Origin of the sequence: Streptomyces sp. NPDC051364, from assembly GCF_040682115.1 — a bacterium.
GTDB lineage: Bacteria > Actinomycetota > Actinomycetes > Streptomycetales > Streptomycetaceae > Streptomyces.
This window is the reverse complement of record NZ_JBFBAH010000014.1, coordinates 172,113-195,624: the sequence shown is the minus strand read 5'-3', so window position 1 is coordinate 195,624 and position 23,512 is coordinate 172,113. Positions and strand designations below refer to the sequence as shown.

Below are 23,512 nucleotides of genomic sequence, written 5' to 3'. Positions count from 1 at the left end.
ATGGAGCCGCGTGCGCTGGCGGTCGGGCTGCTGCTGACCGTGGCCGCGCTGGCGATGGGCGTCGTGCTCATCGGCACCGGCGACTTCGAGATCGCGCCGTGGGACGTCGTGCAGACCCTGCTGGGCAACGGCACGCCGGCGCACGACTTCATCGTGAACGACCTGCGGCTGCCGCGGGTGCTGGTCGCCCTGCTGGTCGGTGCCGCCCTCGGCATGGCCGGCTCGGTCTTCCAGTCCGTCTCGCGCAACCCGCTCGGCTCCCCGGACCTGCTCGGCTTCAGCTACGGCTCGGCGGTCGGCGCGCTCACAGTGATCGTCCTGTTCAAGGGCGACGCGACTGCCGTGGCGGCGGGCGCGCTGGTGGGCGGGCTGCTCACCGGCGTCCTCGTCTACCTGCTGTCGTACAAGCGCGGCATCCACGGCTACCGGCTGGTGCTGGTCGGCATCGGCGCCTCCGCGATGCTCGTCGCCGTCATCAACTACCTGCTGACCAAGGCCCAGCTCGTCGAGGCCACCCGCGCGATGGTCTGGCTGACCGGCTCGCTCGCAGGCCGGGACTGGAGCCAGGTCTGGCCCCTGCTGGGGACCTGCGCGGTGCTGTTCCCGCTGGTCCTCGGGCAGGGCCGGGCCCTGCGGATGATGGAGATGGGCGACGACGCCGCGTACGCCCTCGGGGTACGGGTGGAACGTACGCGGATGCTGCTGATGCTGGCGGCGGTCCTGCTGACCACCGCGGCCGCCGCGGCCGCCGGGCCCATCTCGTTCGTCGCCCTGGCCGCGCCCCAGCTGGCCCGGCGCCTGACCCGCTCGCCCGGGCCGAACCTGCTCACCGGCGCGCTGATGGGATCCGTCCTGCTGCTCGTGTCCGACTGGGCCTCGCAGCGCGCCTTCGGCGCCGACCAGCTGCCGGTGGGTGTGGTGACCGGGCTGGTCGGCGGTGTCTACCTGCTCTGGCTGCTCGTCACCGAGCGCAGGGCGGGCCGTATATGAGCACGTATATGAGCAACTCAAGGAGTACGCACGTGCAGCGGCTGACCGCGCAGAACGTGACCCTCGGCTACGAGCAGCGGGTCATCGCCGAGAACCTGTCGGTGGAGATCCCCGACCACTCCTTCACGGTGATCGTCGGCCCCAACGCCTGCGGCAAGTCCACGCTGCTGCGGGCCCTGTCGCGGATGCTGAAGCCGTCCGCCGGGCAGGTGCTGCTGGACGGGCAGGCCATCGGGTCGATGCCGGCCAAGAAGGTCGCCAAGACGCTGGGCCTGCTGCCGCAGTCCTCGATCGCGCCGGACGGGATCACCGTCGCCGACCTGGTCTCGCGGGGCCGGTACCCGCACCAGGGGCTGCTGCGGCAGTGGTCGCCGCAGGACGAGCGGATCGTCCTGGAGTCGATGGCCTCGACCGGGGTCGCGGAGCTCGCGGACCGGTCGGTGGACGAGCTGTCGGGCGGGCAGCGGCAGCGCGTGTGGATCGCGATGGCGCTGGCGCAGCAGACGCCGCTGCTGCTGCTGGACGAGCCGACCACGTACCTGGACATCCAGCACCAGATCGACGTGCTGGACCTGTGCGCGGAGCTGCACGAGACGCAGGGGCGGACGCTGGTGGCGGTGCTGCACGATCTGAACCATGCGGCCCGGTACGCCACGCACCTGATCGCGATGCGGGGCGGCAAGGTCGTCGCAGAGGGGCCGCCGGCCGAGGTGGTCACGGCGGAGCTGGTGGAAGAGGTGTTCGGGCTGCGCTGCCAGATCATCGACGACCCGGAGACGGGGACGCCGCTGGTGATCCCGGCTGCACGCAAGCCGAAGCCACTGGCCACGCGGTTGACGGGTACTACAGCAAGTTCTTGAGGCGGAGCAGGTCGCGGAAGCCGGCCTCCAGGCGGACTCGGCCGGAGGCCCAGGCCTTGGCGAACTTCAGCTCGCCCGCAACCATCGCGACCAGGTCGTCGCCGGTCATCGCGAGCCGGATCTCGGCCTTGGCGGCGGGCGGGCCGGGGGAAACCGCGTCGACCCGGATCCGGCCGCCGTCCAGGCGGCCGGTGAAGGTCTGGTCCAGGTCGGTGATGTGGCAGCTCAGGGAGCGGTCCAGCGCGGCAGCGCCGCGCACGTTGCCGTCGGCCTGTGCGAGGTTGCCGGAGAGTTGGTCGAGTGCGACTCGGCACTCATCGATCGTAGCCATCGTGATCTCGACCGTACCGCAGAGCCGTGCGCGGCCGCCCGGGTGCTTCGGGGTAGCGTCGGGGCATGACCGACGACTTGGCCGACGCGCCGGCGAGCGTACCGGATGTATCGGATGATCCGGATGAAACGGGTGCATCCGATGCGCCCGGTGTATCCGGGGAAACGGCTCCCGAGCCTGCGCTCGGGCCCGCCGGGCCCGAGCCCCTCGGCCTCGTCCGCGCGCCCACCGGCCATGCCCGGGTCGATGCGCACCTGGAGCGGCTGGCCGACGCCGATCACCTCACGGCGGACGGACACGTCGCGGTGTACGAGGATGTGCACAGGGGGTTGCGCGACGCGCTGACCGCGCTGGACGCACCGCCCGTCCCCGGACCGTACGAAAACAGGAGCTGAACCGAACGTGGCAGGAGTGGCACGCCGCCGCCTGGACGCCGAACTGGTACGCCGCAGCATGGCCCGCTCGCGCGAGCACGCCGCCCAGCTGATCGCCGCGGGCCGGGTGACCGTCGGCGGCGCCACCGCGACCAAGGCGGCCACCCAGGTCGAGACCAGCGCGGCCCTGGTGGTCCTCAAGGACGACAGCGACCCCGACTACGTCTCCCGGGGCGGCCACAAGCTGGCCGGCGCGCTGGCCGCCTTCCAGCCGCAGGGGCTGGCCGTAGAGGGCCGCCGGGCGCTGGACGCCGGCGCCTCCACCGGCGGCTTCACCGACGTGCTGCTGCGCACGGGCGTGGCCCACGTCATGGCCGTCGACGTCGGCTACGGGCAGCTCGCCTGGTCGCTGCAGAGCGATGACCGGGTCACCGTCAAGGACCGTACGAACGTGCGCGAGCTGACGGTGGAGCAGCTCGACGGACTCCCCGTCGACCTCGTCGTCGGCGACCTGTCCTTCATCTCCATCGGCCTGGTGCTGCCGGCGCTGGTGCGCTGCTGCGCCCCGGACGCGGACCTGGTGCTGATGGTCAAGCCGCAGTTCGAGGTCGGCAAGGACCGGCTCGGCAGCGGCGGCGTCGTGCGCAGCCCGGAGCTGCGGGCGGAGGCCGTGCGCGAGGTGGCGGCCCAGGCGGCGAAGCTGGGGCTCGGCGTTCTCGGGGTGACTGCGAGTCCGCTGCCGGGTCCGTCGGGGAACGTCGAGTACTTTCTGTGGCTGCGGGCGGGGGCACCGGCACTCGACCCGGCGGATGTTGACCGTGCAGTGGCGGAGGGGCCGCAGTGACTGATTCAGCGGATACACCGGGTACATCGGAGACGTCTGGTTCGACGGAGACGTCCGGTTCATCGGAGACGTCCGGTTCGACGGCGGGACGGACCGTCTTCCTGCTCGCGCACACGGGGCGGCCGGCGGCCATCCGCAGCGCCGAGCTGGTCGTGCAGGGCCTGCTGAAGAGCGGGCTGGGCGTACGGGTCGTGGAGTACGAGGCGAGAGACCTGCCGCTGCCGCCCGAGGTGGAGCTGGTCTCCGAATGCACCCCCGCGGTGCTCGAGGGCTGTGAGCTGCTGATCGTGCTGGGCGGCGACGGGACCCTGCTGCGCGGCGCGGAGTTCGCGCGCGGCTCCGGGGTGCCGATGCTGGGCGTGAACCTGGGCCGGGTGGGCTTCCTCGCGGAGGCCGAGCGGGACGACCTGGACAAGGTCGTGGACCGGGTCGTGACACGTGCGTACGAGGTCGAGGAGCGGATGACGCTCGACGTGCTCGTACGGACGAACGGCGACGTCGTCCACCGGGACTGGGCGCTGAACGAGGCCGCCGTCCAGAAGGTGTCCCCCGAGCGGATGCTCGAGGTGGTCCTGGAGATCGACGGGCGCCCGGTGTCGGGCTTCGGCTGTGACGGGATCGTCTGCGCGACGCCGACGGGTTCGACGGCGTACGCCTTCTCCGCGGGCGGGCCGGTGGTCTGGCCGGAGGTGGAGGCGCTGCTGATGGTGCCGATCAGCGCCCACGCGCTGTTCGCGAAGCCGCTGGTCACCTCGCCGGACTCGGTGCTGGCGGTGGAGGTGCAGCAGGGGGTCCCGCACGGGGTGCTGTGGTGCGACGGCCGCCGGATGCTTGAGCTGCCGGCCGGGGCCCGGGTGGAGGTCCGGCGGGGGGCGGTGCCGGTGCGGCTCGCCCGGCTGCACCACGCTTCGTTCACGGACCGGCTGGTCGCGAAGTTCGCGCTGCCGGTGTCGGGCTGGCGTGGGGCGCCCCACTAGGAGCTGCCTAATAGCACATGCGTTCGGGAAATTCTCGACGGGTGACGTCACATGGCACGGGTGAAACCTCGGTATCGTCGTCCCGTGCTTGAGGAGATGCGGATACGGTCGCTCGGGGTCATCGACGACGCGGTGGTCGAGCTGTCGCCCGGTTTCACCGCGGTGACCGGCGAGACCGGCGCGGGCAAGACGATGGTCGTCACCAGCCTCGGCCTGCTGCTCGGCGGCCGCGCCGACCCGGCCCTGGTACGGATCGGGGCCAAGGCGGCGGTCGTGGAGGGCCGCATCGTCATGCGCCCCGGCGCGCCCGCCGCCGTACGCGCGGAGGAGGCCGGGGCCGAGCTCGAGGACGGCACCCTGCTGATCAGCCGGACCGTGTCCGCCGAGGGGCGTTCGCGCGCCCACGTCGGCGGCCGCTCCGTGCCCGTCGGCCTGCTCGCCGAGCTCGCGGACGACCTGGTCGCCGTACACGGGCAGACCGACCAGCAGGGCCTGCTGCGGCCGGCCCGGCAGCGCCAGGCCCTCGACCGGTACGCGGGCGACGCCGTCGCCGTCCCGCTCGAGAAGTACGGGGCCGCCTACCGGCGGCTGCGCGCGGTGGCCGTCGAACTCGACGAGATCACCACCCGGGCCCGGGAACGGGCCCAGGAGGCCGACCTGCTGCGCTTCGGCCTGGAGGAGATCGCGGCCGTGGAGCCGCTGGCCGGCGAGGACGTCGAGCTGGCGGCGGAGGCCGAACGGCTCGGCCACGCCGAATCGCTGGCCTCGGCTGCGCAGATCGCGCACGCGGCGCTGGCCGGCAATGTCGAGGACCCGGAGGGCGTCGACGCGAACATGCTCGTCGCCGGCGCACACCGGGCCCTGGACGCCGTACGGTCGCACGACGCGGCGCTCGGCGCGCTCGCGGAGCGGATCGGGGAGCTCGGGATCCTGCTGGCCGACGTGGCCGGGGAGCTGGCGGGCTACGCCGACGACCTGGACGCCGATCCGCTGCGGCTGGCCGCGGTGGAGGAGCGGCGGGCGGCACTGACCCAGCTGACGCGCAAGTACGGCGACTCGATCGACTCCGTACTGGAGTGGGCCGAGCGGGGTTCTGCGCGGCTTCTGGAGCTGGACGGCGACGACGAGCGGATCACGGAGCTGACCGCCGAGCGGGACGGGCTGCGGGCCGAACTGTCGCTGCTGGCACAGGCGCTGACGGATACGCGGGTGGAGGCGGCGACGCGGTTCGCTTCGGCCGTCACGGAGGAGCTGGCGTCGCTGGCGATGCCGCATGCGCGGGTCACGATCGACATCCGGCAGGTGGAGGACCCCGAGGGGGTGGAGGTCGACGGCCGCCCCGTCGCGTACGGGCCCTCGGGCACGGACGAGGTCGAACTGCTGCTGGCCCCGCACCCGGGTGCCCAGCCGCGGCCGATCGCCAAGGGCGCCTCGGGCGGTGAGCTGTCGCGCGTGATGCTCGCGGTGGAGGTCGTGTTCGCGGGCTCCGACCCGGTGCCGACGTACCTCTTCGACGAGGTCGACGCGGGCGTCGGCGGCAAGGCGGCCGTCGAGGTCGGGCGGCGGCTCGCGAAGCTGGCCAAGTCGGCGCAGGTCGTGGTCGTCACGCACCTGCCGCAGGTGGCGGCCTTCGCGGACCGGCAGCTGCTGGTCGAGAAGACCAACGACGGGTCGGTGACGCGGAGCGGGGTCAAGGTCCTGGAGGGCGAGGACCGCGTCCGCGAGCTCTCGCGCATGCTGGCGGGGCACGAGGACTCGGTGTCCGCGCGGGCGCACGCCGAGGAACTGCTGGCGGCGGCGCGCGCGGACGCGTAGCGGTTGCGGTGCTTCTGCTCTTGCTGTTGCTGTTGCTCGTGAGGGCCCGGGACGGATGCGTCCCGGGCCCTGTGCACGTGCTCGGGGGCGACGGGCGCTACGCCGTGTGGGTGAGCCTCGGGGGTATGTCGCGGTATCTCCTGCGGGATCCGTACCCGTATGGTCCCGGAACGCGCGTGCGGACTGGCATCCTTGGCGACGTCTCTGCCTCCCTCACCCTGGAGCTTCGGCCCGTGAGCAGCTCCCCGGTCTCGATCCCGGTCCCCGCACAGCCGTACGGGCGGCCACCGCTCCGCACCGTCCAGGTACTCGGCGGCGCGGGCGCGGGCAGCAGCGCGCACGTACGGTCGCTCACGACCGGACTCGCCGCGCGCGGGGTCCGGGTCACGGTGTGCGCGCCCGTGGAGGCGGAGGGGGAGTACGACTTCACCGGCGCCGGGGCGCAGTTCACCCCGGACGCGGTGAGTGCGCTGCGGTCCGTGTGCGCCGGGGCGGACGTGGTGCACGCGCACGGAGTGCGGGCCGGGATGCGGGCCGCGCTGGCACTGCGTGGGCGCCGGGTTCCGCTGGTGGTGACCTGGCACAGCGGCGGGCCTGCGGCCGAGGGGCCCTTCGGGCGGCTGGGCCGGGTGCTGGAGCGGCATGTGGCGCGGGCCGCGGCGGTGGTGCTGGGTGCCTCCTCGGACCAGGTGGACCTGGCCCGGGCGCGGGGCGCGCGGGACGCGCGGCTGGCGCCGGTGGCCGTGCCGATGGGCCCGGCGGGCCCGGACGCCGGGGCGGACCCGGGCAAGGTGCGGGCGGAACTGGGCGCGGTGGAGCGGCCGTTGCTGATCGCCGTCGGCAGCCTGGTGGAGCGCCGGGGGTACTCCGTACTGCTGGACGCGGCGCGGGCATGGCGGGTCCTGGAGCCGCTGCCGCTGGTGGTGATCGCCGGGGAGGGCCCGCAGCGGGCCGAGCTGGCCCGGCGGATCGAGGCCGAGGGACTGCCGGTACGGCTGCTGGGGCGGCGCCGGGACGCGGCGCAGCTGCTGGCGGCGGCGGACCTGGCGGTGCTGCCGAGCCGGTGGGAGGCGCGGTCCCTGCTGGCGCAGGAGGCCCTGCGGGCGGGCGTACCGCTGGTCGCGACGGCGGTCGGGGGCGTGCCGGAGCTGGTCGGGGACGCGGGGGTGCTGGTGCCGTACGGGGACGCGGCCGCACTGGCCTCGACGGTGACGGACCTCCTGTCGGACCCGCCCCGACGCGCGGCACTGGCGGCGGCGGGCCGAGCCCAGGCGGCGACATGGCCGTCGGAGGACGACACGGTGGCCCAGATCCTGTCGGTCTACGACGAACTGATGGACCGCCGCCGCCCCTGACCCACGGGGCCCGGCTGTTCGGCTGTGGCACCGCCGCGCAAGCGCCCGGAGTTCGGCGCAGCGGCGCGAAGCCGGGGAGGCCCGCCAGGGCCGAGCCGCGCGAGGGGCGCGTCAGGAAGGCGTAGGAGTGGGAACGTGGCGGCGGGCGCGAAGAGCCAGGCTCAGGGAGAGGACCGTCTCCGGATCGTCCAGGTCGGTGCCCAGGAGCTCCGAGATGCGGGCCAGGCGGTTGTACAGCGTCTGGCGGTTGAGGTGCAGCTCGCGCGCCGTCTCCGCCTTGCGGCCCGCATGGGCCAGGTACGTCTCCAGGGTGGGGAGGAGCGGGGGGCGGGACGCCGTGTCGTGGGTGCGGAGTGCTCCGATCGCGCGGTCCACGAACGCCGCCAGGTCGGGGTGTTCACGCAGTCGCCAGAGAAGCAGGTCGATGTCCAGGCGGCGGGCGTCGTACCAGGGGCGGGCGGGCAGGCCGTGGGCCGCCGTTGCCGTTTCCGCCGCATGGCGCAGGCCCGAGGACGCCGCCGCCCAGCCGCCCGCCACGCCCACGACCACCGCCGGCGGGGCCGCCGCGCGGTCCAGGCCGGCGCGTTCCACACCCGCCCGCAGCGCCGCCGCGACCCGGTCCGCCACCGTCGTGCGTTCCGACTCGGACCGGAGCGAGACCAGCAGGGGCACTCGGCCTTCCACCGGGCGGACGCCCAGGAGTACCGGGACGCCTACCGCCGAGAGCTCCTCCAGGACCGCCCTGGCCAGGACCGCCCAGTTGCCCGACGGGCCCAGGTCCGAAGACAGGCGCATCACCACGGGGAGGAGTGGACCGGCCCCTGGTTTGAAGCCCAGTACGCGGGCCTGCGCCGGGGCGTCCTCCGCCGAGATGCGGCCCTCCGCCAGGTCTGTCAGGAAGTCGCCGCGGCCGCGCGCGGCCAGTTCGTCCTCCTGGCGGGCCTGCATCAGGACCACGGCCAGTACGCCCGCAGTCCGTTCCGCCGCCATCCGGTGGACGGGCAGCAGCGGCGCCGAGACGCCGAGCAGGACCAGCCGCGCGCGGACCGAGCCCGTGCCGTGGCCGCCGCCGGGGACGTCGATCAGGACCGCGTTGGCCGACGGCTCCGCCTCGCGCTGGCCCCGCAGGCCCTCCCAGACCTGGAGCGGGTCCGCCGCGGCCTCCCCGGAGACCGGGCCCGCCGCGTACAGGAGTTGGCCGTCGGTGGTCTCCAGGAACACCGGGTTCCCCGTGAAGTCGGCCAGGATGTGCAGGACTTGGGGGATACCGCCGCCGCTGAGCAGGGCCTCCGTACAGCGCCGGTGGACCTCCTCGGCCCGCTGGAGCAGGGCGTAGTGGTGGTTGACGATCTCGGTGTGGATCTCCTCCGTCACCGCCACGAACGGGACCTCACGGTGGAGCTGCACGAGCGGGAGCCCGGCCGTCCGCGCCGTCTCGACCAGCGTGGCCGGGAGCCGGGTGAAGCGCGGGCCCAGTTCGACCACCAGCGCGGCGATCCCCCGGTCCGCGAGGCGGCGTACGAAGGCACGCTGCTCGGCGGGCCGGGTGCCGAGGCCCAGCCCCGTGGTCAGCAGCAGCTCCCCGCCCTTGAGCAGGGACGCGATGTTCGGCACCTCGCCCGCGTGCACCCAGCGGACGGTCCGGCCGAGGCGGTCGGCGCAGGCCACCACCTCCGGCAGTCCGCTGCGCAGCCCGGGCAGCTCCAGTGCCCGCTGAACGGTGATCCCGCCCTGGTTGTCCATGTCGCGGGACGCTATCAGGGGGTCAGGCCGGCTTGATGTTGTGGTTGAAGCGGAACACGTTGTCCGGGTCGTACGCCCGCTTCACCGCGCCCAGCCTGGCCAGATTCTCCGCGCCGAGACCCGCCACCACGCGCTCGGAACCCTCGTCGCCGGTGAAGTTGAGATAGACCGCGCCGGTGCTCCACCGCTGCACGTGGCCGCGTACGTCGTGCACCCACTGCCGGCAGCGGTCGTCCTGCGCCGGGTCCTCCCAGATCCCGAACGGGTGCACGGCCCAGGGCGCGTCCCGGTACGGAACGGGGAACTCCGGGGGCCCGTCCGCGATGGCCCCGCCCAGCGGGAACAGCACGTGCTGGGTTCCGCCCGACGGCATCACGTCGCCGAGGGCGCAGAAGACGCTGACGAGCTCGTCCGGCAGGCCGGTCAGGTACTCCGCGGACCAGTAGTTCCGCAGGCCCGGCGGGTCGTCCAGCATGCACTGGAAGTCCGCGTACGGGAGGGCGGTGAGCACCTCCACCTCGTGCGGCAGCGCGAGCAGCGGACCGGCCAGCTTGCGCAGCGCCTCCTCGCCGCCCGCGTACGTGAGCAGCGCGCCCGCCATCACGGTTCCGACGAGGTGTGCCGGTACGAAGGGCTCCGGCGGGGCGGTCAGGTAGATCATGCCGCCGCCCACCTCGTCGGGGCCGTTCTCGACGACGTCGCGGTAGGTGCGCAGCACCTCGGGCCCGGCCTCCGGCGGGTAGAGCAGCATGCAGATCGCGAACTCCGGCAGCTCGTGCAGGCGCAGCGTGATCGAGGTGGCGACCCCGAAGTTCCCGCCGCCGCCGTGCAGGGCCCAGAACAGCTCGGGATTGTCCTCGGCGGTCGCCGTCAGAGTGCTGCCGTCGGCGGTGACCAGGTCCACGCCGAGCAGGTTGTCGACGGCCAGCCCGAACTTCCGGTCCAGCCAGCCCGAGCCGCCGCCGAGCACGAAACCGGTGGCTCCGGTGGTGGAGACCCGGCCGCCGGTCGTGGCGAGCCCGTACGGCTGGCAGGCGCGGTCCAGCACGCTCATCACCGCACCGCCCCCGACGCGTACGGCCATAGCCGCGGGATGGACGGTGACCTCCTGCATCCGGCGCATGTCGACGACCACGCCGCCGTCGTTGAGGGACATCCCGGCGACGCTGTGGCCGCCGCCGCGCACTGCGACGGGCAGGTCCAGGTCGCGGGCGAAACGGACGGTGGTGACCACGTCCGCCTCGCTCTCGCAGCGGGCGATCACGGCCGGCCGGCGGTCGATCATCGCGTTGAAGATCGTGCGGGCCTCGTCGTACCCGGGATCGCCGGGGGCGAAGACCTCACCGGCCAGATCCTCGCGGAGCTCGGCCAGGGCCTGGCCTGCCTTTGAATGGGGAGCCATGGCTGCGGCCCTCCTTCCGGAGGAGGCATAGGACCTATCCAGCGTAGGCGGGGGCCCGCTGCCGGGCGCGGCGGAGCCGGGCGCGGCCGTGCGGCGCCGCTGCCGGGGGCGCTGCCCCCGGGCCCCGGCGCCTCAAAACGCCGGCGGGGCTGGATTCTGCGGCGCCGGATCGGCCGACGCCACGCCGGATCGGCCGCCACGCCGGTTGGCTGCTGCGGCGCCGGATCGGGCGTCAGCCCCCGTACGCCCCGCTCGCCGTCAGGCGGAGGGCCGTGTCGATCAGGGGGACGTGGCTGAACGCCTGCGGGAAGTTGCCGACTTGGCGCTGGAGGCGCGGGTCCCATTCCTCCGCCAGCAGCCCCAGGTCGTTGCGGAGCGACAGCAGCCGTTCGAAGAGGTGGCGGGCCTCGTCGACGCGGCCGATCATCGCCAGGTCGTCCGCCATCCAGAACGAGCACGCCAGGAAGGCCCCCTCGTCGCCCTCGAGCCCGTCCACGCCGGCCTCCTCGCCGGTCGTCGGGTAGCGCAGGATGAACCCGTCGGGCGTGGACAGTTCGCGCTGGATCGCCTCGATGGTGCCGATGACCCGCTTGTCGTCCGGCGGCAGGAAGCCCATCTGCGGGATCAGCAGCAGGGAGGCGTCCAGCTCCTTCGACCCGTACGACTGGGTGAAGGTGTTGCGTTCCTTGTCGTAGCCCTTCTCGCACACGTCCTCGTGGATCTCGTCGCGCAGTTCGCGCCACCGGTCCAGCGGGCCGTCCGCGTCCCCGCTCTCGATCAGCTTGATCGTGCGGTCCACGGCCACCCAGGCCATCACCTTCGAGTGCACGAAGTGGCGGCGCGGGCCGCGCACCTCCCAGATGCCCTCGTCCGGCTGGTCCCAGTGGGCCTCCAGGTAGCGGATCAGCTTCAACTGGAGCACCGAGGCGTAGTCGTTGCGCGCCAGGCCCGTCATGTGGCCCAGGTGCAGGGCCTCGGTGACCTCGCCGTACACGTCCAGCTGGAGCTGGTGCGCGGCGCCGTTGCCGACCCGGACCGGGCGGGAGTTCTCGTACCCGGGCAGCCAGTCCAGCTCGGTCTCGCCGAGTTCCCGCTCGCCCGCGATCCCGTACATGATCTGCAGGTTCTCCGGGTCGCCGGCGACCGCGCGCAGCAGCCACTCGCGCCAGGCCTGGGCCTCCTCGCGGTAGCCGGTGCGCAGCAGCGAGGAGAGGGTGATGGCGGCGTCGCGCAGCCACGTGTAGCGGTAGTCCCAGTTGCGGACGCCGCCGATCTCCTCCGGGAGGGAGGTGGTGGGCGCGGCGACGATGCCGCCGGTGGGGCCGTACGTGAGCGCCTTGAGGGTGATCAGGGAGCGGATCACGGCCTCGCGGTAGGGGCCGTGGTACGTGCAGTGGTCGACCCACTCGCGCCAGAACGCGGCCGTCGTCGCCAGGGCCTCCTGCGCGTCGGGGGTCTCCGGGGCGCCCTTGTGGGAGGGCTGCCAGCTGATGCAGAAGGCCTTCCGGTCGCCGGGGCCGACGGTGAAGTCCGAGTACGTCGTCAGGTCCTTGCCGTACGTCTGCGCGTCGGTGTCCAGCCAGACCGAGTCCGGGCCGGCGACGGCGACGGTGCGCCCGTCGACCTTGTGCACCCAGGGCACGACCCGCCCGTAGCTGAACCGCATGCGCAGCGCGGAGCGCATCGGGACGCGCCCGCTGACGCCCTCCACGATGCGCACCAGCTGCGGCGCGTGGTCCTCGCGGGGCGGCATGAAGTCGATCACGCGGACCGTGCCGCGCGGCGTCTCCCACTCCGATTCCAGGATCAGCGAATCGCCCTGGTAGCGGCGGCGCGTCGCGGCAGGGGCCGCGGCGCCCCCCGGGAACGCCGGGCCGATCCGCCAGAAGCCGTGGTCCTCGGTGCCGAGAAGGCCCGCGAAGACGGCATGGGAGTCGAAACGTGGCAGACACAGCCAGTCCACCGAGCCGTCCCGGCAGACCAGCGCGGCGGTCTGCATGTCCCCGATCAGTGCGTAATCCTCGATGCGCCCGGACACGTAGATCTCCAGTCGAACGGCCACGTCCGCCCCGAAGGGCGCTTGCATTGCGCGGTTGCGCGGTCCCGTGGGTGTGGATCCCCGCACTGAGCTCATGATTCCGGATGCGGCCGGGTTACGCCGTCTGCCGGACTGCTCGGCGGCGATGTGAAGCGATATCCGAGCAGGATATGACGGCACCCTAGTGATCTCCTGAAGCCGGGGGACAATGTGACTCGACCAAATGGGTGACCCGACGGGTGACCAGCGTGAACGGCGGCGTGACCGGCCGCGGGACCGGCCGGGGCCGGGCGGTGGCGCTCGGTCGAGCACCCGTAGCGGCGCGTGGCCGGAGGCGGACGGTCCCGGGCGCTGATAGGCTGGTACCCCGTGGACCGGTGGTCTGCCTGTGCGAATCAGGAGCCCCGAAACCGCAGCTTCGGCGCCCCCTGAGAGCCTCCGGTTCGATGGTGGCCGGCGCCGGACGCACCTCACTTCGCGACCACGGGAGCCCCCTCTTGGCGACGCCGCCCGCTGCTTTTCGAAACAGCACAGCCATGACGACCAAGCACATCTTCGTCACCGGGGGTGTCGCTTCGTCCCTCGGCAAGGGCCTGACGGCCTCCAGCCTGGGTGCGCTGCTCAAGGCGCGCGGCCTGCGGGTCACGATGCAGAAGCTCGACCCGTACCTGAACGTCGACCCGGGCACGATGAACCCGTTCCAGCACGGCGAGGTGTTCGTCACCAACGACGGCGCCGAGACCGACCTGGACATCGGCCACTACGAGCGCTTCCTCGACGTCGACCTCGACGGCTCGGCCAACGTCACCACCGGCCAGGTCTACTCGCAGGTCATCGCCAAGGAGCGGCGCGGCGAGTACCTCGGTGACACCGTGCAGGTCATCCCGCACATCACCAACGAGATCAAGCACCGCATCCGGCGCATGGCGACCGAGGACGTCGACGTCGTCATCACCGAAGTCGGCGGCACCGTCGGCGACATCGAGTCGCTGCCCTTCCTGGAGACCGTCCGCCAGGTCCGCCACGAGGTCGGCCGCGACAACGTCTTCGTCGTGCACATCTCACTGCTGCCCTACATCGGCCCCTCCGGCGAGCTGAAGACCAAGCCGACCCAGCACTCCGTCGCGGCCCTGCGCAACATCGGCATCCAGCCCGACGCGATCGTGCTGCGCGCCGACCGCGAGGTCCCCACCTCCATCAAGCGCAAGATCTCGCTGATGTGCGACGTGGACGAGGCGGCCGTCGTCGCGGCGATCGACGCCAAGTCGATCTACGACATCCCGAAGGTGCTGCACACCGAGGGCCTCGACGCGTACGTCGTGCGCAAGCTCGACCTGCCGTTCCGCGACGTCGACTGGACGGTCTGGGAGGACCTCCTCGACCGTGTCCACAACCCCGACCACGAGGTCAAGGTCGCGCTCGTCGGCAAGTACATCGACCTGCCCGACGCGTACCTGTCGGTGACCGAGGCGCTGCGCGCCGGCGGCTTCGCCAACAAGGCCCGCGTCGAGATCAAGTGGGTCACCTCCGACGACTGCAAGACCCCGGCCGGCGCCGCCGAGGTGCTCGGCGACGTGGACGCGATCTGCGTGCCCGGCGGCTTCGGCGACCGCGGTGTCAACGGCAAGGTCGGCGCCATCACCTACGCCCGCGAGAACAAGATCCCGCTGCTCGGCCTGTGCCTGGGTCTGCAGTGCGTGGTCATCGAGGCGGCGCGGAACCTGGCCGGCATCGCGGACGCCAACTCCACCGAGTTCGACGCCTCCACGCCGCACCCGGTGATCTCCACGATGGAGGAGCAGCTGGCCTTCGTCGAGGGCGCGGGCGACCTGGGCGGAACGATGCGCCTGGGCATGTACCCGGCGAAGCTCGCCGAGGGTTCGATCGTGCGCGAGGTCTACGGCGACCAGGCGTACGTGGACGAGCGCCACCGCCACCGCTACGAGGTCAACAACGCGTACCGCGGTGAGCTGGAGAAGAAGGCGGGCATCGTCTTCTCCGGCACCTCCCCGGACAACAAGCTCGTCGAGTACGTCGAGTACCCGCGCGAGGTGCACCCCTACCTGGTGGCCACTCAGGCCCACCCGGAGCTGCGCTCGCGCCCGACGCGGCCGCACCCGCTGTTCGCGGGCCTGGTCAAGGCGGCGGTGGAGCGCCAGCAGGCCGCCAAGGCCAAGTGACGGCCCAAAGCAGCCTGACCGCATAACGTAGACAGCCGGGGCACGGAACGTGCCCCGGCTGTCGCGTTTTCGGAAGGGTACGGGGTACGGATCATGGCCATGGGCATCGCAGACGCGGGGGAGTCGTGGGAGGTCATCGCCTCGCGGACCCCGTTCGAAGGCGCGAAGACGGCGGTCCGCTCGGAGCAGGTGAGCATGCCGGACGGGTCGGTGGTGCGCCGGGACTACCAGGTGCATCCGGGATCGGTGTGCGTCCTGGCACTGGACGACGAGGGCGGCGTACTGGTCCTGCGCCAGTACCGGCACCCCGTACGGCACAAGCTGTGGGAGCTCCCGGCCGGGCTGCTCGACGTACCCGGTGAGAACCCGCTCCACGCGGCCCAGCGGGAGCTGTACGAGGAGGCGCACGTCAAGGCGGAGGACTGGCGGGTGCTCGCAGACTTCTTCGCGTCCCCCGGCGGGTCGGACGAGGCGATCCGGATCTTCCTGGCGCGGGGCCTCTCCGAGGCGGAGGGGGAGCGGTACGAGGTCTCGGATGAGGAGGCGGACATGGAGATCGCCCGCGTCCCGCTCGCCGACCTGGTCCGTGGAGTCCTGGAAGGCCGGCTGGGCAACCCGGGCCTGGTGACCGGAGCGCTGGCGCTGTCCGCTGCGCTCGCAGCCCCGGGCGGCCTCGACGCCCTCCGCCCGCCCCAGACCCCCTGGCCGTCCCGCCCCTACGAGGCGTCGCAGTAACGGGCCGCTGCCTCTCGGGCGTGGTGTGACCATCTGTTGATCCGATTGGGCGATGTGTCCGCCGCGCTCCACACGGGTCGTCGCTCTGCGTGAACTACGCTCGCAACCCGAAGGCAGGGAGAGGAGCGGATCCGTGACGGATTTCGTCGGGCGGCGGCGTGAGCTCAAGGAGCTGCGCGAGGACATCGCACGGACCGGGCTCGACACCCTCTCGGGCCGCAAGGCCAAGTCGCCCAGGGCGCGCGTGCTGCTCGTCGCCGGCCGTCCGGGGTCGGGCCGCACCGCCCTCGCCGAGGCGTTCGTCCGCGAGGTCGCCGACGACTACCCCGACGGGGTGGTCAAGGTACGCCTCACCGCCCCCGGCGGGGAGACCGTGGCCACCGAGCGGGCGATCCGGACCCTGCTGGAGGGGCTGGGGGAGGCCACACCCCCCGGCGCCGCCGAGGACGAGCTCAGCTCCACCCTGCGCGCCGCACTCGCCGGGCGGCGGATGATCCTCCTCGTCGACGACGCCGCTGACCCGTACCAGGTCGACGCCCTGCTGCCGGACACCCCCGAATGCCTCGTCGTCATCACCGCCGAAGGGCCCCTCACCGGCATTCCGGATGTCCGCCCCTGCACCCTCGGCGGGCTGGACACCCCCTCCGGGGTCCAGATGCTCGCCCAGCGCATCGGGGACACCCGGATCGCAGTCGACCCTCGCGCCGCCGAGGCCCTCGCCGAGGAGTGCGGGGGCCAGCCCGCCGCGCTGGCGCTGGTCGGCGGGTGGCTCGCCGCGCACCCCAAGGCCGCCGTCTCCGACGTGGCCAAGCAGCTCCACGACATGCCCCCCGGCACCAGCGGCCCGCTCGGCCGAGGCTTCCGGCTCGTCTACGAGTCCCTGCCGCAGCCCGCCCAGCGGACCCTCCGGTTGTTGCCGCTCGCCCCCGCCGGCATCGTCGACTCGCACACCGCCTCCGCCCTCGCCGGCTGCTCCGTGGCCGCCGCCCAGTCCACCCTGGAGGACTTCGCCGGGCTGGGCCTCGTCCGCCATTCCGCCAACGGGCTCTTCCTGCTGCCCGGCTGCCTCGCACCGCTGCTCCAGGCCCTGCTGGAGACCAAGGAGCGCGCCGCCGAGGTCGAGCTGGCCCGGGCCCGGATGCTGGAGCGCACCGTACGCCTGCTGCACTCCTGCCGGATCATGGCCGAGACCGGCGAGGGCCCCCCCTTCCATGGACCGGAGAAGCTGGACGGGCTGCCGCGTGCCCTGCGGTTCCCCGACCGGCGGGCCGCCGCCACCTGGCTCGACACCCGGCTGCCCGCGCTGTCCGCGGCCGCCGCCGTGGCCGTGGCCGACGGCGGGCTGGACACCCTGGCCCGCCGGCTGGTCGCAGCCCTCGTACGGGCCCTCGCGGAGCACCGCGGCACCGCCGCGGCCGCCCCCGAGCTGTACGGGCTGCACCGCCTGGTCCTGGACGTGGCCGAGCGCCGCAACCTGCACCGGGAGCAGGCCGCGGCCCTGCTGAACCTGGCCGACCTGGACGCCGAGACGGGCCGCACCCACGAGGCGCTGGAGCGGTACCGGGCCGCGCTGGACGCAGGACGGGCGGCGAGCGACCCGTACGCGACCGGCCGCGCGATGGAATCCGTAGGCGGCGCCTACCAGGAACTCGCGGACTGGCACCGGGCCGCCGACTGGTTCGGCCGGGCCCTGTCCCAGGCCCTCGCGCGCGGGGAGCGGGCGGACGAGGCCCGGCTGTACGGACGGCTCGGCAACGTACACACGTACGCGGGCCGCTACGGGGACGCGCTGCGCAGCTGGCGGACCGCCGCCGCGGGGTATCGAAAACTGGCCGATGTGCCGGGCCAGGCAAAGGCGTTGAGCGAGATGGCGCGAATCCAGGAGTACGCGGGACGGCCCGAGGAATCGCTGCACACCTGCCGCGAGGCGGTGGAGCTCGCGCGCCGGGCCGGAGACCTGCGGCTTCAGGCCGCGCTCCAGGTGCGCCTCGCCGACACCCTCGACCGGCTCGGCGACCCGGCCGCTGCAAGGCTGCACCGCTCGGCGGCCGACAGATTGCTGGGAGACGACCCCGCAGCCTGCGAAATCCGTAGTGGTTCCGACTGAGATTATTGGTTTGCAAGGCTAGACAGCGCGTCGTCCTTCATTAGACTGGCTTCACCACGACATCCCGTGGTGCATCCCGTTGCGCGTTCTTGTGGGCGGGTATGTATGGAAGTACCCCGAAAAATCCCCTGAGCCAAGGACCGTGATCGACGATGAAGGTCGGCATCCCCCGCGAGGTCAAGAACAACGAGTTCCGGGTCGCCATCACGCCCGCCGGCGTGCATGAGCTGGTCCGTAACGGCCACCAGGTCGTCATCGAGCAGAACGCCGGTGTCGGTTCCTCGATCACGGACGCGGAGTACGTCGCCGCCGGCGCCGAGATCCTCGCCGCCGCCGACGAGGTCTGGGCCACCGCCGACCTGCTGCTGAAGGTCAAGGAGCCCATCGCCGAGGAGTACCACCGCCTCCGCAAGGACCAGACCCTCTTCACCTACCTGCACCTCGCGGCCTCCCGCGAGTGCACGGACGCCCTCCTGGAGTCCGGCACCACCGCCATCGCGTACGAGACGGTCGAGCTCGCCAACCGCGCGCTCCCGCTGCTCGCCCCGATGTCCGAGGTCGCGGGCCGCCTGGCCCCGCAGGTCGGCGCCTACCACCTGATGCGCTCGGCCGGCGGCCGCGGCGTGCTCCCCGGCGGTGTCCCCGGCACCCACGCCGGCGAGTGCGTGGTCATCGGCGGCGGCGTCTCCGGCTGGAACGCCGCGCAGATCGCCATCGGCATGGGCTTCCACGTGACCCTGCTCGACCGCGACATCAACAAGCTCCGCGAGGCCGACAAGATCTTCGGCACGAAGATCAAGACGATCGTCTCCAACGCCTACGAGCTGGAGAAGGCCGTCGTCGAGGCCGACCTCGTCATCGGTGCCGTCCTGATCCCGGGTGCGAAGGCCCCCAAGCTGGTCACCAACGAGCTCGTCGCCAAGATGAAGCCCGGAAGTGTCCTTGTCGACATTGCGATCGACCAGGGCGGCTGCTTCGAGGACTCCCGTCCGACCACCCACGCCGAGCCGACCTTCCAGGTCCACAACTCGGTCTTCTACTGCGTCGCCAACATGCCGGGCGCGGTGCCGAACACCTCCACCTACGCGCTGACCAACGCCACGCTGCCCTACATCGTGCAGCTCGCGAACCTCGGCTGGGTCGAGGCGCTGCGTCGTGACCCCGCGCTCGCGCTGGGCCTCAACACCCATGACGGCCAGGTCGTTTACGGCCCGGTCGCCGAGGCCCACGGCCTCGAGACCCTTGAGCTGAGCACGCTGCTCGGCTGATCGGTCGGACCCCGTCAACGACTGACGTCAATCTCACGTATCCGGCCGGACCTTGCCCGCAAGGTCCGGCCGGATACGTTTGCGAGGGGTGAACGGGCGCGGTTCAACTCGTCTCGAACGTAACCCTTTAACCCTTTCGCACACCCGCGAAACTTCGCAGCGACAGCCCGGACGCCCTTGACAGAGTGGTGTTCGGTTGCCGACACATCGTTGCCGGTCCGACGGATTGTGTTGCCGCTGAGTGGTGACACGCCATAGAGTCGCCAACCGTCGGCATGGTGCCACGCTGACCTATCGATAAGTGTCCTGGTCACGTCCGAGGAGGTAAGACGACTTGTGAATGAGTCGACATTTGCTCCCGGAGGTGGTCGAGCAGGGACGCGCCCTCAGCGCCCTGCAGGCGCGGAGGTACCCCCGGACCGGGGCCAAGGACCTGCCGGACTCGAAGCGGTCGGCTCCGTCGCGGTCCGCACCTTCGCAACCCACCAGCACATGACGACGCCCCAAAAGAGCATGGACGGCCTAGACGTGAACTCCAGGGCCGGCGACCTGAGCGGCGAAAAGCCCGTGGGTTTCGCCGACTACGAAAATGTGCCCGAGGGGCACTTCTACGACCCGGACGCGGAGTACGAGCCCGACCCCGAGTACGCGGCCACCCTCGCCCCCGACGCTGCCCGCCAGCGCCGTGAGCGGATCGGCCCGACCGGACGGCCGCTGCCGTACTTCCCGATCCCGGGTCCGCTGACCGACCACGGTCCGGCGAAGATCATCGCGATGTGCAACCAGAAGGGCGGCGTGGGCAAGACCACGTCGACCATCAACCTGGGCGCCGCACTCGCCGAGTACGGGCGCCGCGTGCTGCTCGTCGACTTCGACCCGCAGGGCGCACTGTCCGTGGGTCTCGGCGTGAACCCGATGGAACTCGACCTGACGGTCTACAACCTGCTCATGGAGCGGGGCATGTCGGCCGACGAGGTGCTGCTCAAGACGGCGGTCCCCAACATGGACCTGCTGCCGAGCAACATCGACCTGTCCGCTGCAGAGGTGCAGTTGGTCAGCGAGGTCGCGAGAGAGTCCACGCTGCAGCGGGCGCTGAAGCCCCTGATGGCCGACTACGACTACATCGTGATCGACTGTCAGCCCTCGCTCGGTCTGCTGACCGTGAACGCCCTGACGGCGGCTCACAAGGTCATCGTCCCGCTGGAGTGCGAGTTCTTCGCGCTGCGCGGCGTGGCGCTGCTGACCGAGACCATCGAGAAGGTGCAGGAGCGGCTCAACCCGGACCTGGAGCTCGACGGCATCCTCGCCACGATGTACGACTCCCGTACGGTGCACAGCCGCGAGGTGCTGGCGCGCGTCGTCGAGGCCTTCGACGACCACGTCTACCACACGGTCATCGGCCGGACGGTGCGCTTCCCGGAGACCACGGTCGCCGGCGAGCCGATCACCACGTACGCCTCCAACTCCGTCGGGGCCGCCGCCTATCGCCAGCTGGCCAGGGAGGTGCTCGCCCGGTGTCCCGCCGAGTGAGTCTGCCCGGAGCCGACGAACTGTTCCGTACGACCGGGGGGATGGCGCTGCAGTCGTCCTCTCCGAGGCGGGGCCCGGAGGAGACACCCGCCGGGGAGCACGCGGCGGCTTCGGCGGAGGGCACGGCGGGGGAGGGCCGCAGCCGGGAGGCCGCGGCCGGTACGGAGCCGGTGGTGGCTGCACCCCGGCGCTCGCAGGAAGGTTCTGTCAGTCCGGAACCCCGGCGGGGCAAGGGCCAGGGCCGCGGGGCGAACCGCCGGCCCAGCGGGCGTGAGCGGCACGACGAGAAGATCACGGTCTACGTCTCCGCCGAGGAGCTCATGGACCTGGAGCACGCGCGGCTGGTGCTGCGCGGGGAGCACGGCCTGGCGGTCGACCGCGGCCGCATCGTCCGCGAGGCGGTGGCGGTCGTCCTGGCGGACCTGGAGTCCCGCGGCGACGCGAGCATCCTGGTCCGCAGACTCCGCGGCCGCTGATTGCCTGACCGGCGGGCGCCTGGCCGGTGGGCGCTGTCCCCGGCGGGACCTGCACACGGTGCGCGGGGTGGCTGGGCGGCGGGCGTTGCCTGGCCGGTGGCCCGCGATGTTGCCCGGTGGCGGTGGCGGTGGCGGTGGCGGTGGCGGTGGCGGTGGCGGTGGTTTCGGCGGGGCGGTGTCGGTGGAGTGCGGGGCGTGGCCCCGCAGGCAGGCCCGCGGCCGCCCCTGCCCGCCGGGCCTGCTGCCGTCTGCGGCCTGCGGCTCGTCTTCCCTGCACCTCGAGACGCCCCCACTGTTGTCCCGCCCCACGTACCCGCACCATCCGACCACCGGGTGCTGTCTGTAGGTCGTGACCGTGGCCGATGTCGATCTGATGATGGTTTGCGACCGGTGGGTCCTCTCGCCCGTGGTGACCGGTGCCACAGTCGGCAGGAGGGCTCGTGACGGGCGGCCGGAAGGCGGGGAGGGCGGGCCGCTGGGCCTGCTTTGACCGCACTCCCGGTGGGGATTTCGCGCTCCCGGCTCCGTGGCTCCCCCACTCCGCCGGTCGATCTTCCGCTCCCGCTCCCGCCCCCGCGGCCTCCCCCGGTCCCCGGGCGGGTCCGGGGGAGGGGGGTGGAGGGAGCGTGGCAGCCTTGGGGGTGGCCGCAGACCCCCTCCGCACCGCCTTGGACCGTGATGCCCCCTCCCGCCGATCCCGGCCGCCCCGCCCGCCGCAGTCTGGGTCGAGGGCCGGGTGCCCCGGCCGTGTCCGAGCCGCGAGACGCTCACGCGCCCCCTGAGGGGCCCGTAGCGTCCGGGCCGGGCGAGGATGCCGGTCGGCCCCCCGCGACCGCTGACGCCCCCGCAGGGGTCCCGCAGGAGCCCGTGGAGGGCGGAGCGGGAGCGTCCGCAGGCGTCGACGGGCGGTTCACCTTGCGGCTCGCCAACTTCGAGGGGCCCTTCGATCTGCTGCTCCAGCTGATCTCCCGGCACAAACTCGACGTCACCGAGGTCGCCCTCTCCAAGGTCACCGACGAGTTCATGGCGCACATCCGCGCCATGGGCCCCGACTGGGACCTCGACCAGACCACCGAGTTCCTCGTGGTCGCCGCCACCCTGCTCGACCTGAAGGCCGCCCGCCTGCTGCCCGCCGCCGAGGTCGAGGACGAGGCCGACCTCGCCCTGCTCGAGGCCCGCGACCTGCTCTTCGCCCGCCTGCTCCAGTACCGCGCGTACAAACGGATCGCCGAGATCTTCGAGCAGCGGGCCGAGGCCGAGGGCCGCCGCTACCCCCGTACCGTCGGCCTCGAGGACCACCACGCCGAGCTCCTCCCCGAGGTCGTCATCAGCATCGGCGCCGAGGGATTCGCCCGGCTCGCTGTCAAGGCCATGCAGCCCAAGGCCAAGCCCCAGGTCTACGTCGACCACATCCACGCACCGCTCGTCAGCGTGCGCGAGCAGGCCGCCGTGGTGGTCGCGCTGCTCAAGGTGCGGGGCGAGGCCACCTTCCAGGAGCTCACCGAGGACGCCGACGACACGCTCACCGTCGTCGCGCGCTTCCTGGCCCTCCTGGAGCTCTACCGCGAGAAGGCGGTGGTCCTCAACCAGGAGGAGGCCCTGCGGACGCTCACCGTCCGCTGGAGCGGCGGGGACGGCGACGGCATGCCGACCGTCACCGACGAGTTCGACCGGATCGTGGAGGCCAAGGAATGACAGGGACCGGAACCACTCCGCCGCAGACACCGCTGCAGGCGCTCGCGCTGAAGCCGGCCCTGGAGGCCGTCCTCATGGTCGTGGACGAGCCCGCGACCGAGGCCCACCTCGCCAAGGTGCTGGACCGCACCCCGCGCGAGGTCGCGGACGCCCTGCGCGAGCTGGCGGACGAGTACACCGTCCAGGGGCGCGGCTTCGAGCTGCGGCTCGTCGCCGGCGGCTGGCGTTTCTACACCAGGGCGGAGTACTCCGACGCCGTCGAGCGCTTCGTGCTGGACGGCCAGCAGGCCCGGCTGACACAGGCCGCACTGGAGACCCTGGCGGTCGTCGCGTACCGCCAGCCGGTGAGCCGCTCGCGGGTCTCGGCGGTCCGCGGAGTGAACTGCGACGGGGTCATGCGGACCCTGCTTCAGCGCGGTCTGGTGGCCGAGGCGGGCACGGAACCCGAAACAGGTGCGATCCTGTACAGGACGACGAACTACTTTCTGGAGCGGATGGGCCTGCGAGGCCTGGACGAGCTCCCGGAGCTCGCGCCCTTCCTCCCTGAGGCGGACGCGATCGAAGCTGAGACGCAAGAGGGTGTTCCGTCGTTCGATCCGGATGCACCGGATACCGATGAAGACGACAAGACGACGGAACTTTGATGCGAAGCAGCGGCAACGGCAACGGTGGCGGCAACAGGAACAGCGGCGGCGGTGGTGGCGGCGCGCGCGGTGGCTCCCGCGGCGGCAGCTCCAGCGGCGGCGGTGGTGGCTACCGCGGTAGCGGCTCCGGCGGTGGCAGCGGCTCGGG

19 protein-coding genes are annotated in these 23,512 nt (G+C 72.4%); 15 read left to right on the top strand and 4 right to left on the bottom strand.

From position 1 onward, the window contains the following. On the top strand, window positions 1-990 hold the full coding sequence (locus tag AB0M76_RS27175; protein ID WP_365955361.1) for an iron chelate uptake ABC transporter family permease subunit: 990 nt from the start codon (window positions 1-3) through the stop codon (window positions 988-990). 8 nt (window positions 991-998) lie between these two features. Continuing rightward, window positions 999-1,850, top strand: coding sequence for an ABC transporter ATP-binding protein (locus tag AB0M76_RS27170; RefSeq protein WP_365955347.1), 852 nt, complete (start codon window positions 999-1,001; stop codon window positions 1,848-1,850). On the opposite strand, the gene AB0M76_RS27165 is transcribed toward AB0M76_RS27170, so the two are convergent. Further along, on the bottom strand, window positions 1,834-2,181 hold the full coding sequence (locus tag AB0M76_RS27165; protein ID WP_267000124.1) for an SCP2 sterol-binding domain-containing protein: 348 nt from the start codon (window positions 2,179-2,181) through the stop codon (window positions 1,834-1,836). The two genes, AB0M76_RS27170 and AB0M76_RS27165, sit on opposite strands and share 17 nt — an antisense overlap. Before the next feature lie 65 nt (window positions 2,182-2,246). Between AB0M76_RS27165 and AB0M76_RS27160 the strand changes: the two genes are divergently transcribed. The 5 genes from AB0M76_RS27160 to AB0M76_RS27140 all read left to right on the top strand — a co-directional run bounded on the left by AB0M76_RS27160 (window position 2,247) and on the right by AB0M76_RS27140 (window position 7,546). Then, window positions 2,247-2,576: a hypothetical protein gene (locus AB0M76_RS27160; protein WP_365955346.1), complete on the top strand. Its 330-nt coding sequence runs from the start codon at window positions 2,247-2,249 to the stop codon at window positions 2,574-2,576. A 7-nt stretch (window positions 2,577-2,583) separates the two neighbouring features. Then, window positions 2,584-3,399: a TlyA family RNA methyltransferase gene (locus AB0M76_RS27155; RefSeq protein ID WP_266668370.1), complete on the top strand. Its 816-nt coding sequence runs from the start codon at window positions 2,584-2,586 to the stop codon at window positions 3,397-3,399. Continuing rightward, the gene (locus AB0M76_RS27150; protein ID WP_365955345.1) at window positions 3,396-4,376 is read left to right on the top strand and encodes an NAD kinase; all 981 of its coding nucleotides are present in this window, start codon (window positions 3,396-3,398) and stop codon (window positions 4,374-4,376) included. Before AB0M76_RS27155 ends, AB0M76_RS27150 begins: the two co-directional genes overlap by 4 nt. Before the next feature lie 96 nt (window positions 4,377-4,472). Then, window positions 4,473-6,191 (top strand): DNA repair protein RecN, encoded by a 1,719-nt coding sequence (gene recN, locus AB0M76_RS27145; RefSeq protein ID WP_365955360.1) that lies wholly within the window; start codon window positions 4,473-4,475, stop codon window positions 6,189-6,191. Window positions 6,192-6,424: 233 nt separating this feature from the next. Then, window positions 6,425-7,546 (top strand): glycosyltransferase family 4 protein, encoded by a 1,122-nt coding sequence (locus AB0M76_RS27140; protein WP_365955344.1) that lies wholly within the window; start codon window positions 6,425-6,427, stop codon window positions 7,544-7,546. Between the two features lie 111 nt (window positions 7,547-7,657). On the opposite strand, the gene AB0M76_RS27135 is transcribed toward AB0M76_RS27140, so the two are convergent. The 3 genes from AB0M76_RS27135 to AB0M76_RS27125 form a co-directional block, all read right to left on the bottom strand. Continuing rightward, complete coding sequence (locus AB0M76_RS27135; RefSeq protein WP_365955343.1) at window positions 7,658-9,289, bottom strand: PucR family transcriptional regulator; 1,632 nt, start codon at window positions 9,287-9,289, stop codon at window positions 7,658-7,660. Window positions 9,290-9,311: 22 nt separating this feature from the next. Further along, window positions 9,312-10,691, bottom strand: a complete 1,380-nt coding sequence (locus AB0M76_RS27130) for an FAD-binding oxidoreductase (protein ID WP_365955342.1) — start codon at window positions 10,689-10,691, stop codon at window positions 9,312-9,314. Window positions 10,692-10,923: 232 nt separating this feature from the next. After that, window positions 10,924-12,777: a glycoside hydrolase family 15 protein gene (locus AB0M76_RS27125; RefSeq protein ID WP_365955341.1), complete on the bottom strand. Its 1,854-nt coding sequence runs from the start codon at window positions 12,775-12,777 to the stop codon at window positions 10,924-10,926. A gap of 488 nt (window positions 12,778-13,265) precedes the next feature. Between AB0M76_RS27125 and AB0M76_RS27120 the strand changes: the two genes are divergently transcribed. The 8 genes from AB0M76_RS27120 to scpB all read left to right on the top strand — a co-directional run bounded on the left by AB0M76_RS27120 (window position 13,266) and on the right by scpB (window position 23,364). Beyond that, window positions 13,266-14,909, top strand: a complete 1,644-nt coding sequence (locus AB0M76_RS27120; RefSeq protein WP_365955340.1) for a CTP synthase — start codon at window positions 13,266-13,268, stop codon at window positions 14,907-14,909. Between the two features lie 99 nt (window positions 14,910-15,008). After that, window positions 15,009-15,644, top strand: a complete 636-nt coding sequence (locus AB0M76_RS27115; RefSeq protein ID WP_365955339.1) for an NUDIX hydrolase — start codon at window positions 15,009-15,011, stop codon at window positions 15,642-15,644. Between the two features lie 52 nt (window positions 15,645-15,696). Beyond that, the gene (locus AB0M76_RS27110; protein WP_365955338.1) at window positions 15,697-17,751 is read left to right on the top strand and encodes a tetratricopeptide repeat protein; all 2,055 of its coding nucleotides are present in this window, start codon (window positions 15,697-15,699) and stop codon (window positions 17,749-17,751) included. Window positions 17,752-17,903: 152 nt separating this feature from the next. Beyond that, the gene (ald, locus tag AB0M76_RS27105) at window positions 17,904-19,019 is read left to right on the top strand and encodes an alanine dehydrogenase (RefSeq protein ID WP_365955337.1); all 1,116 of its coding nucleotides are present in this window, start codon (window positions 17,904-17,906) and stop codon (window positions 19,017-19,019) included. A gap of 492 nt (window positions 19,020-19,511) precedes the next feature. Next, window positions 19,512-20,549, top strand: a complete 1,038-nt coding sequence (locus AB0M76_RS27100; RefSeq protein ID WP_365955336.1) for a ParA family protein — start codon at window positions 19,512-19,514, stop codon at window positions 20,547-20,549. Continuing rightward, on the top strand, window positions 20,534-21,025 hold the full coding sequence (locus AB0M76_RS27095; RefSeq protein WP_365955335.1) for a hypothetical protein: 492 nt from the start codon (window positions 20,534-20,536) through the stop codon (window positions 21,023-21,025). The genes AB0M76_RS27100 and AB0M76_RS27095 overlap by 16 nt, the downstream gene beginning before the upstream one ends. 678 nt (window positions 21,026-21,703) lie before the next feature. Continuing rightward, window positions 21,704-22,720, top strand: a complete 1,017-nt coding sequence (locus tag AB0M76_RS27090; protein WP_365955334.1) for a segregation/condensation protein A — start codon at window positions 21,704-21,706, stop codon at window positions 22,718-22,720. Beyond that, the gene (gene scpB / locus AB0M76_RS27085) at window positions 22,717-23,364 is read left to right on the top strand and encodes an SMC-Scp complex subunit ScpB (RefSeq protein ID WP_266668393.1); all 648 of its coding nucleotides are present in this window, start codon (window positions 22,717-22,719) and stop codon (window positions 23,362-23,364) included. The genes AB0M76_RS27090 and scpB overlap by 4 nt, the downstream gene beginning before the upstream one ends. The last annotated feature ends 148 nt before the right edge of the window (window positions 23,365-23,512 follow it).